The sequence below is a fragment of the Vibrio sinaloensis genome (genome assembly GCF_023195835.1).
Lineage (GTDB): Bacteria > Pseudomonadota > Gammaproteobacteria > Enterobacterales > Vibrionaceae > Vibrio > Vibrio sinaloensis_C.
This window is the reverse complement of record NZ_CP096199.1, coordinates 242,778-257,327: the sequence shown is the minus strand read 5'-3', so window position 1 is coordinate 257,327 and position 14,550 is coordinate 242,778. Positions and strand designations below refer to the sequence as shown.

The following is a 14,550-nucleotide window of genomic DNA, read 5'->3' as shown; positions in this document are numbered from 1 at the left end:
AGGAGTTAAAAGGAGCTCACCCGCAAAAGTGAGCGCCTTCTACCAAATAATCGGCTTTCTATCTAAGAAAGGGATTACTCTTCGTCTTCTAGCTCGATGTTGATACCTAGCGAGCGAATCTCTTTCAACAGTACGTTGAACGATTCTGGCATACCAGGTTCCATGCTGTGGTTACCGTCTACGATGTTCTTGTACATCTTAGTACGGCCGTTAACGTCATCCGACTTAACGGTTAGCATTTCTTGTAGCGTGTAAGCAGCACCGTATGCTTCCAGTGCCCATACTTCCATCTCACCGAAACGCTGACCACCGAACTGAGCTTTACCACCAAGTGGTTGCTGAGTTACTAGGCTGTACGAACCAGTCGAACGAGCGTGCATCTTGTCATCAACAAGGTGGTTCAGTTTCAGCATGTACATGTAACCAACCGTTACAGGACGCTCAAACGCATCACCTGTGCGACCATCAAACAGCGTTAGCTGACCAGACTCTGGTAGGTCACCTAGTTTTAGCAGCTCTTTGATTGATGCTTCGTTAGCACCATCAAACACTGGAGTCGCGATCGGTAGACCACCACGTAAGTTGCTGATCAGCGTGCGAACTTCGTCATCAGATAGAGACGCGATGTCTACTTTCTGACGAGTTTCACCAAGATCGTAAACCTTCTGTAGGAAGTCACGGAACTTAGCCAGCTCTTGCTGCTCTTTCACCATCTGGTTGATCTTGTCACCGATACCTTTCGCTGCCAGACCTAAGTGTACTTCTAGGATCTGACCGATGTTCATACGCGAAGGTACACCCAGTGGGTTAAGTACGATGTCTACCGGTTGACCTTTCTCATCGTAAGGCATGTCTTCAACAGGGTTGATCTTAGAGATTACACCCTTGTTACCGTGACGACCGGCCATCTTATCACCAGGCTGGATACGACGTTTAACCGCTAGGTAAACTTTAACGATCTTCAGCACGCCAGGTGCGAGATCATCACCTTGAGTGATCTTGCGACGCTTAGTTTCAAACTTCTTATCGAAGTCTGCACGTAGCTCGTCGTACTGCTCTGCTAGTTGCTCTAACTGAGTCTGTTGAGCATCGTCTTCAAGCGTGAGCTCTAGCCACTTCTTACGATCGATAGAATCGAGTTTCGCTTCAGTGTAACCACCGTCGATAAGTACAGCTTTAACGCGGTTTAGAAGGCCACCCTCAAGAATCTGGAATTCTTCAGTTAGGTCTTTCTTCGCTTCTTTCAGCTGCATCTGTTCAATTTCAAGTGCACGTTTGTCTTTTTCAACACCGTCACGAGTAAATACTTGAACGTCGATGATCGTACCTGAAACCGAGTTTGGTACGCGTAGAGACGTATCTTTAACGTCTGACGCTTTCTCACCGAAGATAGCACGTAGTAGCTTCTCTTCAGGCGTTAGCTGAGTTTCACCTTTAGGCGTTACTTTACCTACAAGGATGTCACCGCCTTTCACTTCCGCACCGATGTAAACGATACCTGACTCGTCTAGTTTAGACAGAGCAGACTCACCTACGTTTGGAATATCAGCTGTGATTTCTTCAGCACCAAGCTTAGTATCACGCGCCACACAAGAAAGTTCTTGAATGTGGATAGTAGTGAAACGGTCTTCTTGAACTACGCGCTCAGAGACTAAGATCGAGTCTTCGAAGTTGTAGCCGTTCCAAGGCATGAACGCGATACGCATGTTCTGACCAAGCGCTAGTTCACCAAGGTCTGTTGAAGGACCGTCAGCAAGAACGTCGCCACGCAGTACTTGTTCGCCAGGCATCACACATGGACGCTGGTTGATACACGTGTTTTGGTTAGAACGAGTGTATTTAGTTAGGTTGTAGATATCGATACCGGCTTCGCCAGGGATCAGCTCGTCTTCGTTGACTTTAACAACGATACGAGAAGCATCTACAGACTGGATTACACCACCACGTTTCGCTACCGCAGTTACACCTGAGTCAACAGCGATGTTACGCTCGATACCCGTACCAACTAGAGGCTTGTCAGCCTTAAGGGTTGGAACGGCCTGACGTTGCATGTTCGCACCCATCAATGCACGGTTCGCATCATCGTGTTCTAGGAACGGGATAAGCGATGCAGCGATAGATACAACCTGGTTAGTTGCAACGTCCATGTAATCAACATGTTCGCGTGGGTGTAGGCCAGATTCACCTTTCTGACGAGCGGTGATTAGCTCTTCAGCAAATGTGCCTTCTTCAGTCAGAACCGTGTTCGCCTGAGCGATAACGTACTGACCTTCCTGGATAGCAGATAGGTAATCGACTTCGTCTGTGACTACGCCATCTACTACGCGACGGTATGGAGTCTCTAGGAAACCGTACTCGTTACAACGCGCAAACGCAGATAGAGAGTTGATCAGACCGATGTTTGGACCTTCAGGCGTTTCGATAGGACATAGACGACCATAGTGAGTTACGTGTACGTCACGTACTTCGAAGCCAGCACGTTCACGAGTTAGACCGCCAGGACCCAATGCAGAGATACGACGCTTGTGCGTAACTTCTGATAACGGGTTGTTTTGGTCCATGAACTGAGACAGCTGTGAAGAGCCAAAGAATTCTTTAACCGCAGCAGAGATAGGCTTAGCGTTGATTAGGTCTTGAGGCATGATCGCATCAAGATCACCAAGGCTTAGGCGCTCTTTAACCGCACGTTCAACACGTACTAGACCTACGCGGAACTGGTTTTCTGCCATTTCGCCAACAGAACGGATACGACGGTTACCCAAGTGGTCGATATCGTCCACTTCACCGATGCCGTTACGGATAGCGATAAGCTTCTTCATCACTTCGATGATATCTGTTTCATCGAGCGTGCCTTGATCGATCGCGTCTTCACGTTCGATAGAGCTGTTAAACTTCATACGACCAACAGTCGATAGATCGTAACGCTCTTCAGAGAAGAATAGGCTTTCGAATAGTGCTTCAGCAGCTTCTTTCGTTGGTGGCTCGCCAGGGCGCATCATGCGGTAGATTTCTACCAGAGCAGAAATACGATCAACCGTGCTGTCGATGCGTAGTGTTTCTGACATGAATGGGCCGTGGTCTAGATCGTTAGTAAACAGAACTTCTAGTGCTTTATGGCCAGCTTGTGAAAGGTTCGCTAGAGCTTCAAGAGAGATCTCTTGGTTTGCCGCAACGATGATCTCGCCAGTTGCTTCATTGATGTAATCTTTCGATGCAACTTTACCTACGATGTACTCAACAGGTACTTCGATATGATCAACGCCATCTTTTTCTAGTTGGCGGATATGACGAGCCGTTACGCGACGACCAGTTTCAACGTAAACTTTACCGTTGGCTTCGATGTCGAATGACGCAGTTTCACCACGCAGACGATCAGGAACAAGCTCCATCAATAGAGTTTGATCTTTCACTTCGAAGTTAATCTTCTCGAAGAAGATATCTAGGATCTCTTCTGTCGTCTTACCTAGAGCGCGCAGAATGATCGATGCTGGAAGCTTACGGCGACGGTCGATACGAACGTACAGGTTATCCTTAGGATCAAACTCGAAATCAAGCCATGAACCACGGTAAGGAATAACACGTGCGTTATATAGAACTTTACCTGACGAGTGGGTCTTACCCTTATCGCTGTCGAAGAAAACGCCTGGGCTTCTGTGCAGCTGGGATACGATAACCCTCTCGGTACCGTTAATTACGAAGGTACCATTGTCTGTCATAAGCGGAATTTCGCCCATGTAGACTTCTTGTTCTTTAATGTCTTTTACAGTACCTGCTGGCGCGTCTTTATCAAAAATAACTAGACGTAGTTTTACGCGTAGTGGTTTTGAGTAAGTTACGCCGCGAATTTGACATTCTTTAACGTCAAAAACTGGCTCACCAAGACGGTAGCTAACGTATTGCAGCTCGGAATTGCCGTTGTAGCTCTGAATTGGAAATACAGAACGGAAAGCAGCTTCAAGACCGTATTGACCTTCAGGATCCTGTTCGATGAATTTTTCGAACGAATCGAGCTGGATCGATAGCAGGTATGGAATGTCCAACACTTGTGGACGAGTACCAAAGTCCTTACGGATGCGCTTTTTCTCGGTATAAGAGTAAACCATGGGGTTCCTCAGCTCGCTGATAAGTGACCCAAACTGTCTCCAGTCGTTATGAGACAGTGACTAAATATCTGTTTGATCGTAGTGACAATTCATTAAGAGCAAATGAACTGTTTTTTGCTAGAGGTGGAGTGCTCAAACAGCGGAAAAATCACCCGACCCCTACAGCGCAAAAAGGCCGGTGGTTATAAAACCACCAGCCATTAGCCGTTAGGCTAAGAAACTATGCAATAATTACTTAACAGTAACACTTGCACCAGCTTCTTCTAGCTGAGCTTTAAGAGCTTCAGCTTCGTCTTTCTCTACGCCTTCTTTAAGAGGTGCAGGAGCGCCGTCTACTAGAGCTTTAGCTTCTTTAAGACCTAGGCCAGTTGCGCCACGTACTGCTTTGATTACAGCAACTTTGTTACCGCCAGCAGATTCTAGGATTACGTCGAATTCAGTTTGCTCAGCAGCAGCTTCGCCTGCAGCAGGACCGCCAGCTACAACAGCAGCAGCAGCAGAAACACCGAATTTCTCTTCCATTGCTTCGATTAGTTCAACAACTTGCATTACAGACATTTCTGCAACTGCGTCTAGGATTTGCTCGTTAGTAATAGACATAACAATTCTCTTTTAAATCAACAATAAGTTTATTAAGCAACCAGAAAAAAGCAAGGCTTACGCCGCAGCTTCTTCTTTTTGATCGCGGATAGCAGCGAAGGTACGTACCAGCTTGCCTGCAGAAGCTTCTTTCATGCACATCATTAGGCGTGCGATTGCTTCGTCGTAAGTTGGTAGTGTCGCTAGTACTTCAGCGTCAGTTAGCGCGCCTTCAAATGCAGCAGCTTTGATCTCGAAGTCTTTGTTCTCTTTAGCGAAGTCTTTGAAAAGACGCGCTGCAGCACCTGGGTGCTCGTTAGAGAATGCGATTAGAGTAGGACCAGTGAAAGTGTCAGTTAGACACTCGTAATCTGTACCTTCAACCGCACGACGCATTAGAGTGTTACGAACAACTCGTACATAAACACCAGCTTCACGAGCTTGTTTACGTAGAGTAGTCATCGCGCCCACTTCAACGCCACGAGAGTCAGCTACAACTGCAGAAAGTGCACCACTGGCAGCTTCGTTGACTTCAGCAACAATTGCTTTTTTGTCTTGAAGGTTTAAAGCCATCTTGGATTTACTCCTGGTTGTCGTTACACCACTCACTATTATCACAACAGTGAGAGCTATTGAGGTGCTTCCCAGAAGAAAGGTAACTATTTACATAGAGCTTTCTGTCAGTTCGGGCACCATCTACGTAGGAAAATTAAGTCTTCCTTTGTTAAACAAATTCAGACACCTACGGTCTTGGACGGAGACTGGGTCATAATTCAGACTAAATTCTAAACGAATTTAATGAACCAAAGTTCAGCCCCAACCACAAATATTAGGCGCAAAATTATACACTAATTTTGCGCCTAAGCAAATAAATTATGCTTGAGTGTTCAGGCTACCCTGATCAACAGCAACACCAGCACCCATAGTAGTAGAGATGCTAACCTTCTGTAGGAATGTACCTTTAGCAGAAGATGGCTTAGCTTTCTTCAGAGCAACTAGAAGAGCTTCTAGGTTCTCTTTGATCTGCTCAGCAGAGAAGTTTGCTTTACCGATAGTAGTGTGGATGATGCCGTTTTTGTCGTTACGGTAACGAACCTGACCCGCTTTAGCGTTCTTAACTGCTTCAGCAACGTTAGGAGTTACAGTACCAACTTTAGGGTTAGGCATTAGACCGCGAGGACCTAGGATAGTACCTAGTTGACCTACAACGCGCATTGCATCTGGAGAAGCAACAACTACGTCGAAGTTCATTTCGCCTTTCTTAACTTGCTCAGCAAGATCTTCCATACCAACGATGTCTGCGCCAGCTTCTTTAGCTGCTTCAGCGTTTGCACCTTGAGTGAACACTGCAACGCGGATTTCGCGGCCAGTACCGTGAGGTAGTACAGTTGCACCACGTACGTTCTGGTCAGATTTACGAGCATCGATGCCTAGGTTAACTGCAACGTCTACAGACTCAATGAACTTAGCAGTTGCTAGTTCTTGAAGAAGAGCAACAGCTTCGTTGATTTCGTATTCTTTAGTTACGTCAACTTTTTCGCGGATTACGCGCATGCGCTTAGTTAGTTTAGCCATCTTATTAACCCTCTACCACTAGGCCCATTGAACGAGCAGTACCAGCGATTGAACGCTTCATTGCTTCGATGTCAGCACCAGTCATATCAGCAGCTTTAGTTTCTGCGATTTCTTGGATTTGAGCGTCAGTTACAGTACCCACTTTTTCAGTGTTTGGACGACCTGAACCAGACTTAACGCCAGCAGCTTTCTTAAGAAGAACTGCAGCAGGTGGAGTCTTAGTTACGAACGTGAAAGAACGATCGCTGTATACTGTAATAACAACTGGAGTCGGTAGACCTTTCTCGATAGACTCTGTTTTCGCGTTGAACGCTTTACAGAATTCCATGATGTTAACACCGTGTTGACCTAGTGCAGGACCAACCGGTGGACTTGGGTTTGCCATACCAGCAGCAACTTGCAGCTTGATGTAAGCTTCAACTTTCTTAGCCATGATAATTCCTAATTTTGGGTACTAGCGCTAATCCACTGATCAGCTCCCCGTTAAAACAAAAGCTTCTTACTTCCTAGAAGTAAAAAGGCGCGAAATTATAGTAATAATTCGCGCCTTATACAAGCCTAAAAAGGTGATTTTTTATACTCTTCAATGAAGAGTCTTAGTCGAGCTTTTCAACCTGACCAAATTCAAGCTCAACCGGTGTTGCACGACCAAAGATCGAGACAGACACCTTAACGCGGCTCTTATCGTAGTCTACCTCTTCAACCGTACCGTTGAAGTCAGCAAATGGACCGTCAGTCACGCGTACCACTTCACCCGCTTCGTACATAGTACGTGGGCGAGGCGCTTCACTTGCTTTCTCAAGACGGTTAAGAATCGCATCAGCTTCTTTATCAGTGATAGGAGCTGGACGATCAGAGGTACCACCAATGAAGCCCATGACACGCGGCACACTGCGAACTAGGTGCCATGATTCATCGTTCATAATCATCTGAACTAAAACGTAACCTGGGAAGAATTTACGCTCAGACTTACGACGCTGACCTGCACGCATTTCCACTACTTCTTCAGTAGGGACAAGAACTTCACCAAACAGCTCTTCCATGCCGTGCATTTTGATATGCTCACGAAGAGATTGGGCTACACGGCCTTCAAATCCAGAGAAGGCTTGAACCACATACCAGCGTTTTTTTGGAGCTTCACTCATGAATTAAAACCCTCTATACCCCAGTTGCTAGAGCAACAAGACGAACCATAATGCCGTCGATGCCCCAAAGCACTAGAGCCATTACAATACTTACAGCTAGAACGATAAACGTAGTTTGCATAGTTTCTTGGCGAGTAGGCCAAACCACTTTACGTACTTCCATACGCGATTCTTTTGCAAACTCAATCGCAGCTTTACCTTTCGTTGTTGTAGCAGCAACACCCAGTGCCGCAGCGATTAGTACAACAACACCTGCAGCGCGAATGACTACAGACATTTCACCGTACAGGTAATTACCCACAACAGCGGCAGCTAGCAGAGAAAAAGTGACAATCCACTTAAAAATATCTGCGCTATTTGAGCTATCAGGAGTTTCAGCATTATTTGCTTTCATAAAACCAACCTGTCTAAGTCTTAATATAGACGACAACAACCCCGCTGTTGCAGGGCAAATCCATGACACGACAATTTAAATCAATTGACGTACTCTTTTATTGATCGAGACGCAACACCACGATCAAAAAACCTGCTAAATGCCTGCGTGAAGAATAATTCAGCAGCCATTTTCTTTAGTGCAGAAAAAGGGCATCAAATGATGCCCTTTTTGCTACTGGTTCGTCAAATCTTATTCCAAGATTTTCCGAAGACTTGAGCTAATTCCTAAGAATTAGTCGAAGATCTTAGCAACAACACCAGCACCAACTGTACGGCCACCTTCGCGGATTGCGAAACGTAGACCTTCGTCCATCGCGATTGGTGCGATTAGCTCTACAGTCATCTTGATGTTGTCACCTGGCATTACCATTTCTACGCCTTCTGGTAGCTCGATGTTACCAGTTACGTCAGTTGTACGGAAGTAGAACTGTGGACGGTAGCCTTTGAAGAATGGAGTGTGACGACCACCTTCATCTTTAGACAGTACGTAGACTTCTGATTCAAACTTAGTGTGTGGGTTGATTGACTTAGGAGCCGCTAGTACTTGACCACGCTCTACTTCGTCACGCTTAGTACCACGTAGAAGTGCACCAACGTTCTCACCCGCACGACCTTCGTCTAGAAGCTTACGGAACATCTCAACACCAGTACAAGTAGTAGTTGTAGTCTCTTTGATACCTACGATTTCTACTTCGTCACCTACAGTTAGGATACCGCGCTCGATACGACCTGTTACTACTGTACCACGACCTTGGATTGAGAATACGTCTTCGATTGGCATTAGGAATGGCTGATCGATTGCACGCTCTGGCTCTGGGATGTAGTTGTCTAGCGCTTCTGCTAGTTCAACGATCTTGTCTTCCCACTCTTTCTCGCCGTTTAGGGCGCCAAGAGCTGAACCTTGGATTACTGGTAGGTCGTCGCCTGGGAAGTCGTACTCAGATAGAAGCTCACGTACTTCCATTTCTACTAGTTCTAGTAGCTCTTCATCGTCAACCATGTCACATTTGTTCATGAATACGATGATGTATGGGATACCAACCTGACGGCCTAGTAGGATGTGCTCACGAGTCTGAGGCATTGGGCCGTCAGTTGCAGCAACAACTAGGATACCACCGTCCATCTGTGCAGCACCTGTGATCATGTTTTTAACATAGTCAGCGTGTCCTGGACAGTCTACGTGTGCGTAGTGACGAGTTGGAGTGTCGTACTCAACGTGAGAAGTTGCGATTGTGATACCGCGCTCACGCTCTTCTGGAGCGTTATCGATAGATGCGAAGTCTTTCGCTTCACCGCCGTAAACTTTTGCAAGAGTAGTACAGATTGCAGCAGTTAGAGTTGTTTTACCGTGGTCAACGTGGCCGATAGTACCAACGTTTACGTGCGGTTTCGTACGTTCAAATTTTTCTTTAGACATGACTTGTCCCTCTAGGTACGGATTTAGGTGGCTTGAATGACCACGCAACCAAAAAAGTATTGGTGATAAACTTATTCTTAAACACTAAACGTAGTTTAGTTAATAGAAAGTATCAAAAGGAAACTATGCTTAGAGCTGGTGCTGATAGGCAGACTCGAACTGCCGACCTCATCCTTACCAAGGATGCGCTCTACCACCTGAGCTATATCAGCACTCAATTTTGAGTGGAGCGGGCAGCGGGAATCGAACCCGCATCATCAGCTTGGAAGGCTGAGGTAATAGCCATTATACGATGCCCGCAACACGTAACTCTGTGAGCTATTTCCTAAAGAATATGGTGGAGGGGGACGGATTCGAACCATCGAAGGCAGTGCCAGCAGATTTACAGTCTGATCCCTTTGGCCACTCGGGAACCCCTCCAAATTTTTCGCCATTCTCACTACTAAAGGAGAGAATGGTGCCGACTACCGGAATCGAACTGGTGACCTACTGATTACAAGTCAGTTGCTCTACCTACTGAGCTAAGTCGGCATAAGTGGTGCGCATTCTATTGAATGATTTTCTGCCTTGCAATAGTAAATCTAAAAAAAAATCTCTTTTTCGCCTGATTAGTGTTATTTGTTGAAAATTCGCCCAATTTGTCGCCGAAAAAACCACTTATGTCGACAATGTCATTTGCAATCTTGGGTGGTTGTTGTATTTTCGCTGCTCAACCGCGAAATCAAGTTAGGACGACTATGACCCCGTATCTCTCTTTTAACCGTCAGCAGTGGGCTGAACTGAGAAATTCAGTACCGATGACGTTATCCGAGGCCGATCTGGTTGAGCTACAAGGGGTTAATGAAAACCTAACCATGGATGAAGCGACCGAAATTTATCTGCCGCTGGCCCGCTTACTCAACCTGTATGTCGCCGCTAGACAGAGCCGCAACAACGTGCTCAACCGTTTTCTCGGTAATCAAGAATCGGCACCACCATTTATTATCGGCATTGCAGGAAGTGTGGCGGTCGGCAAAAGTACCACGGCGCGCTTGCTACGCGCACTATTGGCTCGTTGGGAGAATCATCCCAAAGTGGAGCTGGTGACCACCGACGGATTCCTTTTCCCTAAACGTGTACTCGACGAGCGCGGCATCATGCATCGCAAAGGCTTTCCCGAGTCTTACGATATCAAGCGTTTAGTTGAATTCGTTTCCGACGTCAAAGCTGGTAAGCCGAACTTGCAAGTCCCCGTCTATTCGCACATTACCTACGACATCACCGATGAAGTCAAAGTGGTCGACAGGCCAGACGTACTGATCATCGAGGGACTCAATGTGTTGCAAAGTGGTATGGACTACCCCCACGAACCTCATCGAGTCTTTGTCTCAGATTTCTTAGATTTTTCACTGTATGTCGATGCAGAGAGTGACGTCATTGAGCAGTGGTATGTCGAACGCTTTCTTAAATTTCGCCAAGGCGCTTTTACTAAGCCCGGCTCGTACTTTAGTCACTACACTCAACTCACCGAACAGCAAGCGATCGATAAAGCCCATGACATATGGCAATCCATCAATGGGCTAAATCTCGGCCACAACATACTTCCCACCAAAGGGCGAGCTCAGTTGATTTTGAAGAAAGGCCAAGATCATAAGGTGCAAGAGATTTTACTGCGGAAATAGCGAGAAGCGAGAAGCGAGAAGCGAGAAGCGAGAAGCGAGAAGCGAGAAGCGAGAAGCGAGAAGCGAGAAGCGAGAAGCGAGAAGCGAGAAGCGAGAAAATATTGGAAGGTTGACGTGAAAGCGTCAACCTTTCTGTCTTTTAGACACTAGCCCCTAACAAAAATTCCGTGTCAGAGACTAACTCAGCAGCTATAACGCGCACTTCTCGAAGGACGAAGTCCGATCTAGATTCTCGTAGGGCGAAGCCCGTTCCCGGAGCAAAGCGTTCTAAAATCTCGCAGGGCGAAGCCCGAACTCGATGCTCTAAGCCCAGCGTTCTATTTAGGCTCCGGGCCGTATTGGTTATCGCCAGAAGTGCCTTTTAGGAAACCACATTCAATCAGAATCCACAGACCGCAAACAATTGCAGCAAACGAGCTTATGGTTTGTATTGTTGATGGAGGTACGCTTTGCGCGGCCTCACCAACTGGCATTGTCATCCGACCGATCACCAGCGGAATATTCAGCAGCAGAAACCAGCTCGATTTATCTCTGTCATGCCAACGCTTAGCGGTAATCGCTAAATCGGGCACCAACACTAAAAGCAAAAACACCGGTAACAGCAAATGAGCCACCGACGCAAACAAGGTATTGGCTCCCAACGCAAAACCAACAATGATCACGTAATAAGCCACATTCCACATCCAGAACGTTTTGCGCCCAATTCTCCCCTGAAACGAGAACAACAACTCTTTAATCGACATCACTAAACCTTAAAAAAACAAAAATACTTCAATCAATAACGCTAGTTAATCACTTTCTGAAAGCATTCTCTATCCATATCGCGGATATTGATCGTTAAGCTACGTACATGCCCAGCCTGCTGCTGGAGCACTTCCATCAGCTGTCGCGATAACTCACGCTTTTGCTCTGCGCTGCGCCCATCCAACAACTCAAAACTAATATGAATAAAGTCTACACTATCTGCTTCATCGCCAATCAACCAGTCGTGGCATCGAAGTGCGCGTGACTTAATAGAGCCGATATCAAACAGTCCACACTGAATGGCAACTTGATGTAAGTCTTCCAGCAACCCTTGTACATTGACACGATCATCAACAGAGTTGGAGTATTCCATGACGAGATTGGGCATAGTATTCCTCAAATGTAAGAGAGTTTCACAACAACGAGAATGTGGACAACACTATTACCAATTTCTATGCTTAATTCCGAGCGGCTTACCACCAATCTGTTCCATGGATCACTGATATGCCATAGAAGCAAGCCATATATGAGGGATGACTGCTCCAACCAATCGATGATATCCAGATAAGACATGACGGTAATCATGATCTCACCTATTTTATCTGTTATATTCTTACGAAGATTTTTTACATTAATTGATTAAACACGGAGATATTCCTATGCGTCGTCCTGTAGTGATGGGTAACTGGAAACTTAACGGCAGCAAAGCAATGGTAAAAGAGCTGCTAACTGGTCTTAACGCTGAGCTTGAAGGCGTAGAAGGTGTGGATGTAGCGGTTGCTCCACCAGCACTTTACATCGACCTAGCAGAGCGTGTTATTGCAGAAGGCGGTAACAAGATCATCCTAGGTGCACAAAACACTGACCTAAACAACAGCGGTGCTTTCACTGGCGACATGTCTCCAGAAATGCTGAAAGACTTCGGTGCAACTCATATCATCATCGGTCACTCTGAGCGTCGTGAATACCACAACGAATCTGACGAGTTCATCGCTAAGAAATTCGCTTTCCTAAAAGAGAACGGTCTTAAGCCAGTTTTCTGTATAGGTGAGTCTGAAGCGCAAAACGAAGCAGGCGAAACTGAAGCAGTATGTGCACGTCAAATCAACGCAGTTATCGACGCTTACGGTGTTGAAGCACTCAACGACGCAATCATCGCTTACGAACCAATCTGGGCTATCGGTACTGGTAAAGCAGCAACAGCTGAAGATGCACAGCGCATCCACGCTTCTATCCGTGCACTAATCGCAGAGAAGAGCGCAGCAGTAGCTGAGCAAGTTATCATCCAATACGGCGGCAGCGTTAAACCAGAAAACGCAGAAGCTTACTTCTCACAGCCAGACATCGATGGTGCGCTAGTGGGCGGTGCTTCTCTAGATGCGAAGAGCTTTGCAGCTATTGCTAAGGCAGCAGCCGCAGCGAAAGCCTAATTTTTCTTCTAGAAAAATTGAACAGACAAAGGCCAGCGCATGCTGGCCTTTTTGTGTCTGGCACAGCAATGCAGTATCCTTAGCTTTTCCGCTATTAATATCAGTCGCACTTCATGCAGGATAAGCACGGCCTGTTAACCGGCCCCATTCCCTTAGTACTTCGTCAAATGACCGTGCCGATGACATTCGGTATGGTAGCTATTCTGCTGTTTAATTTGGTTGATACCTTCTTTATTTCCCTGCTTGGTACTCAAGCGCTGGCCGCGATCAGTTACACCTTTCCCGTCACCTTTGCGGTTAACTGCATTACTATGGGTATCGGCATGGGATTGTCGACCAACATTGGCCGTCTGCTGGGGCAAGGTCAAGCGAGCGATGCGGCACGTTTTTCGTCTCACGGCCTACTGTTAGCGGTACTGCTGGTGACACTCGCCTCTTCTCTGGGTTTAATCACCATTCAGCCTCTGTTTTTGGCGTTAGGTGCTGAACCCGCGCTACTGCCACTGATCGAGCAGTATATGGTTATTTGGTATTTCACCATCCCGTTGCTGGTCATCCCCATGGCGGGAAACAGTGCGATTCGAGCCACTGGAGACACCAAAACGCCCGCCAAAATTATGATGCTGGCAGGCGCGATCAACGGCATTCTCGACCCGCTATTGATCTTTGGTTATGGCCCTTTCCCTGAGCTTGGAATTCAAGGCGCCGCCATCGCTAGCGCCTTTAGCTGGCTGGGTGCTTTGTGCGGGTCTCTGTTTGTATTGGCCAAACGTGAAAAACTGCTGGCGTTGCCAAACCCTGTCCACCTGATTGCCGACTGGAAACAGATTTTAAAGATAGGCACCCCCGCCGCACTTTCTAACGCGCTGACGCCATTATCAGGAGCGATTTTGATGATGATGCTTTCTACCCACGGCACCGCCGCCGTCGCTGCCTATGGCGCAGCACAAAGGGTGGAGTCGGTGCTAATTTTGGTATTAATGGCGCTGACTTCAGCACTGACCCCATTTATTGCCCAGAACATGGGGGCCAAAAGCCCAGCCCGTAGCTTTGCCGGACTCTTTCTTAGCATGCGCTTTTCTCTGGTGTTTCAACTAGGCATCTTCGTGATGATGGTCCCTTTAAGCATCCCTTTGGCGGCGCTGTTTTCACAAGAGCAAGCAGTGAAAGACTTGCTTTGGCACTACCTGTTGGTGGTGCCTTTCAGTTACGGCTTTCAAGGGATCATGATGATGCTGGTGTCAGGGCTGAATGCTTTACATCAACCAATCAAAGCATTTCAGTGGAGCTTTATGCGTCTATTTCTCTTTACCCTGCCCTGCGCCTGGCTGGGTGCTCAATGGTACGAGATTGAAGGGCTGTTTGTCGGAATCGCACTGGGCAACATTTGTGGTGGTATCTGTAGCTACCTGTACGCACTTAAGCTCCGGCGGACCTACCTGGCAACTGCCCAATAAAAAA

The 14,550-nt window shown here is 46.9% G+C and carries 13 protein-coding genes and 4 tRNA genes; 3 read left to right on the top strand and 14 right to left on the bottom strand.

Annotation, left to right across the window (positions count from 1 at the left end; translation table 11 throughout):
* Positions 1 to 74: 74 nt before the first annotated feature.
* From rpoB to MTO69_RS01175, 12 genes are all read right to left on the bottom strand, one after another.
* Positions 75 to 4,103, bottom strand: a complete 4,029-nt coding sequence (rpoB, locus tag MTO69_RS01230) for a DNA-directed RNA polymerase subunit beta (protein ID WP_248330423.1) — start codon at positions 4,101 to 4,103, stop codon at positions 75 to 77.
* Between the two features lie 231 nt (positions 4,104 to 4,334).
* Positions 4,335 to 4,703, bottom strand: coding sequence for a 50S ribosomal protein L7/L12 (gene rplL / locus MTO69_RS01225; protein WP_248330421.1), 369 nt, complete (start codon positions 4,701 to 4,703; stop codon positions 4,335 to 4,337).
* Positions 4,704 to 4,760: 57 nt separating this feature from the next.
* Positions 4,761 to 5,255: a 50S ribosomal protein L10 gene (rplJ, locus tag MTO69_RS01220; RefSeq protein ID WP_248330419.1), complete on the bottom strand. Its 495-nt coding sequence runs from the start codon at positions 5,253 to 5,255 to the stop codon at positions 4,761 to 4,763.
* A 300-nt stretch (positions 5,256 to 5,555) separates the two neighbouring features.
* Positions 5,556 to 6,257 (bottom strand): 50S ribosomal protein L1, encoded by a 702-nt coding sequence (rplA, locus tag MTO69_RS01215; protein WP_248330417.1) that lies wholly within the window; start codon positions 6,255 to 6,257, stop codon positions 5,556 to 5,558.
* A gap of 4 nt (positions 6,258 to 6,261) precedes the next feature.
* A complete protein-coding gene (gene rplK, locus MTO69_RS01210) occupies positions 6,262 to 6,690 on the bottom strand; it encodes a 50S ribosomal protein L11 (protein WP_005384682.1) in 429 nt (142 codons plus the stop codon).
* A 163-nt stretch (positions 6,691 to 6,853) separates the two neighbouring features.
* Entirely contained in the window at positions 6,854 to 7,402 is a 549-nt protein-coding gene (gene nusG, locus MTO69_RS01205) for a transcription termination/antitermination protein NusG (protein WP_049842777.1), read from the bottom strand.
* A gap of 13 nt (positions 7,403 to 7,415) precedes the next feature.
* Positions 7,416 to 7,796: a preprotein translocase subunit SecE gene (secE, locus tag MTO69_RS01200; RefSeq protein ID WP_248330415.1), complete on the bottom strand. Its 381-nt coding sequence runs from the start codon at positions 7,794 to 7,796 to the stop codon at positions 7,416 to 7,418.
* 273 nt (positions 7,797 to 8,069) lie between these two features.
* On the bottom strand, positions 8,070 to 9,254 hold the full coding sequence (tuf, locus tag MTO69_RS01195; protein WP_248330413.1) for an elongation factor Tu: 1,185 nt from the start codon (positions 9,252 to 9,254) through the stop codon (positions 8,070 to 8,072).
* 136 nt (positions 9,255 to 9,390) lie between these two features.
* Positions 9,391 to 9,466, bottom strand: a tRNA-Thr gene (locus tag MTO69_RS01190).
* A 13-nt stretch (positions 9,467 to 9,479) separates the two neighbouring features.
* A tRNA-Gly gene (locus MTO69_RS01185) sits at positions 9,480 to 9,554 on the bottom strand.
* 35 nt (positions 9,555 to 9,589) lie between these two features.
* Positions 9,590 to 9,674: transfer RNA gene (locus MTO69_RS01180), tRNA-Tyr, on the bottom strand.
* 35 nt (positions 9,675 to 9,709) lie between these two features.
* Positions 9,710 to 9,785: transfer RNA gene (locus tag MTO69_RS01175), tRNA-Thr, on the bottom strand.
* A gap of 206 nt (positions 9,786 to 9,991) precedes the next feature.
* Here MTO69_RS01175 and coaA point away from each other — a divergent pair.
* On the top strand, positions 9,992 to 10,915 hold the full coding sequence (gene coaA / locus MTO69_RS01170) for a type I pantothenate kinase (protein WP_248330411.1): 924 nt from the start codon (positions 9,992 to 9,994) through the stop codon (positions 10,913 to 10,915).
* Positions 10,916 to 11,232: 317 nt separating this feature from the next.
* Here coaA and MTO69_RS01165 read toward each other — a convergent pair whose 3' ends face one another.
* Both MTO69_RS01165 and MTO69_RS01160 read right to left on the bottom strand, forming a co-directional pair.
* Positions 11,233 to 11,658: a DUF805 domain-containing protein gene (locus MTO69_RS01165; protein ID WP_248330410.1), complete on the bottom strand. Its 426-nt coding sequence runs from the start codon at positions 11,656 to 11,658 to the stop codon at positions 11,233 to 11,235.
* Positions 11,659 to 11,699: 41 nt separating this feature from the next.
* Entirely contained in the window at positions 11,700 to 12,047 is a 348-nt protein-coding gene (locus tag MTO69_RS01160; RefSeq protein ID WP_248330408.1) for a 5-carboxymethyl-2-hydroxymuconate Delta-isomerase, read from the bottom strand.
* A 271-nt stretch (positions 12,048 to 12,318) separates the two neighbouring features.
* On the opposite strand from MTO69_RS01160, the gene tpiA reads away from it, so the two are divergent.
* A complete protein-coding gene (gene tpiA, locus MTO69_RS01155; protein WP_248330406.1) occupies positions 12,319 to 13,089 on the top strand; it encodes a triose-phosphate isomerase in 771 nt (256 codons plus the stop codon).
* Positions 13,090 to 13,202: 113 nt separating this feature from the next.
* Positions 13,203 to 14,546 (top strand): MATE family efflux transporter, encoded by a 1,344-nt coding sequence (locus tag MTO69_RS01150; RefSeq protein ID WP_248330404.1) that lies wholly within the window; start codon positions 13,203 to 13,205, stop codon positions 14,544 to 14,546.
* Positions 14,547 to 14,550 lie beyond the last annotated feature (4 nt).

Bases quoted from the DNA above. Each gene is read 5' to 3' on its own strand.
- secE (WP_248330415.1), bottom strand. From the start codon at position 7,796: ATGAAAGCAAATAATGCTGAAACTCCTGATAGCTCAAATAGCGCAGAT.
- tpiA (WP_248330406.1), top strand. From the start codon at position 12,319: ATGCGTCGTCCTGTAGTGATGGGTAACTGGAAACTTAACGGCAGCAAA.
- rplJ (WP_248330419.1), bottom strand. From the start codon at position 5,255: ATGGCTTTAAACCTTCAAGACAAAAAAGCAATTGTTGCTGAAGTCAAC.
- rpoB (WP_248330423.1), bottom strand. From the start codon at position 4,103: ATGGTTTACTCTTATACCGAGAAAAAGCGCATCCGTAAGGACTTTGGT.
- nusG (WP_049842777.1), bottom strand. From the start codon at position 7,402: ATGAGTGAAGCTCCAAAAAAACGCTGGTATGTGGTTCAAGCCTTCTCT.
- rplL (WP_248330421.1), bottom strand. From the start codon at position 4,703: ATGTCTATTACTAACGAGCAAATCCTAGACGCAGTTGCAGAAATGTCT.
- rplK (WP_005384682.1), bottom strand. From the start codon at position 6,690: ATGGCTAAGAAAGTTGAAGCTTACATCAAGCTGCAAGTTGCTGCTGGT.
- coaA (WP_248330411.1), top strand. From the start codon at position 9,992: ATGACCCCGTATCTCTCTTTTAACCGTCAGCAGTGGGCTGAACTGAGA.
- rplA (WP_248330417.1), bottom strand. From the start codon at position 6,257: ATGGCTAAACTAACTAAGCGCATGCGCGTAATCCGCGAAAAAGTTGAC.
- MTO69_RS01160 (WP_248330408.1), bottom strand. From the start codon at position 12,047: ATGCCCAATCTCGTCATGGAATACTCCAACTCTGTTGATGATCGTGTC.
- tuf (WP_248330413.1), bottom strand. From the start codon at position 9,254: ATGTCTAAAGAAAAATTTGAACGTACGAAACCGCACGTAAACGTTGGT.
- MTO69_RS01165 (WP_248330410.1), bottom strand. From the start codon at position 11,658: ATGTCGATTAAAGAGTTGTTGTTCTCGTTTCAGGGGAGAATTGGGCGC.
- MTO69_RS01150 (WP_248330404.1), top strand. From the start codon at position 13,203: ATGCAGGATAAGCACGGCCTGTTAACCGGCCCCATTCCCTTAGTACTT.